The 526-nt window shown below is 45.4% G+C and carries 2 pseudogenes; both read left to right on the top strand.

The window, feature by feature from the left end:
* Positions 1–296 (top strand): annotated as a pseudogene (locus R7190_RS30500) (XRE family transcriptional regulator); the annotation flags it as partial.
* Positions 296–526 (top strand): annotated as a pseudogene (locus tag R7190_RS30495) (helix-turn-helix transcriptional regulator); the annotation flags it as partial. The pseudogenes R7190_RS30500 and R7190_RS30495, both read left to right, overlap by 1 nt.

The following is a 526-nucleotide window of genomic DNA, read 5'->3' as shown; positions in this document are numbered from 1 at the left end:
TTTGGCATTTAGGGCGCTCGATACTGAAGTACTTAGTCACCGACATTCTCCAAGTCATGGGAAATACGATCATCCATTTCCCGGTTCATGAGCCCGTGATTAAACAACTTCTCTTCGACATTTTTATTCGGGACTTCTATCAACATCGGCGAGTTACGTTCTTTAGAGCCCCCGCCACACAAATCTTCGGAAACCCCATGGTGAAATATTGCTTTGATGGGCTGTTAGACCTGGTGCTCTATCGCTTTCATCAAGTAGGAAATGAGTTTATGCAGTCTCGACAGGAGGTTCATTGATGATGAATACCAACACAACCAACAACACCGTCTTATTGTTCACCTTCAACAACATTCAAGGTCGCGGCTTGCAAACCGCTATTGAACAGAACCTAGAAAAACCCGTACTTTTAACCCAAGGCGCTGACGTCAATTTCCCTAGCACCCGCGATGAACACTATGTAGCGATAGTCGATAGCTCTCTCCCTGAATTGCCAGAGGTCAAACAAACACTCAGTGAGTTAGAGCAC

The sequence above is a fragment of the Vibrio sp. 1078-1 genome, from assembly GCF_033340475.1.
This window is presented reverse-complemented; position numbering and strand designations above follow the sequence as displayed.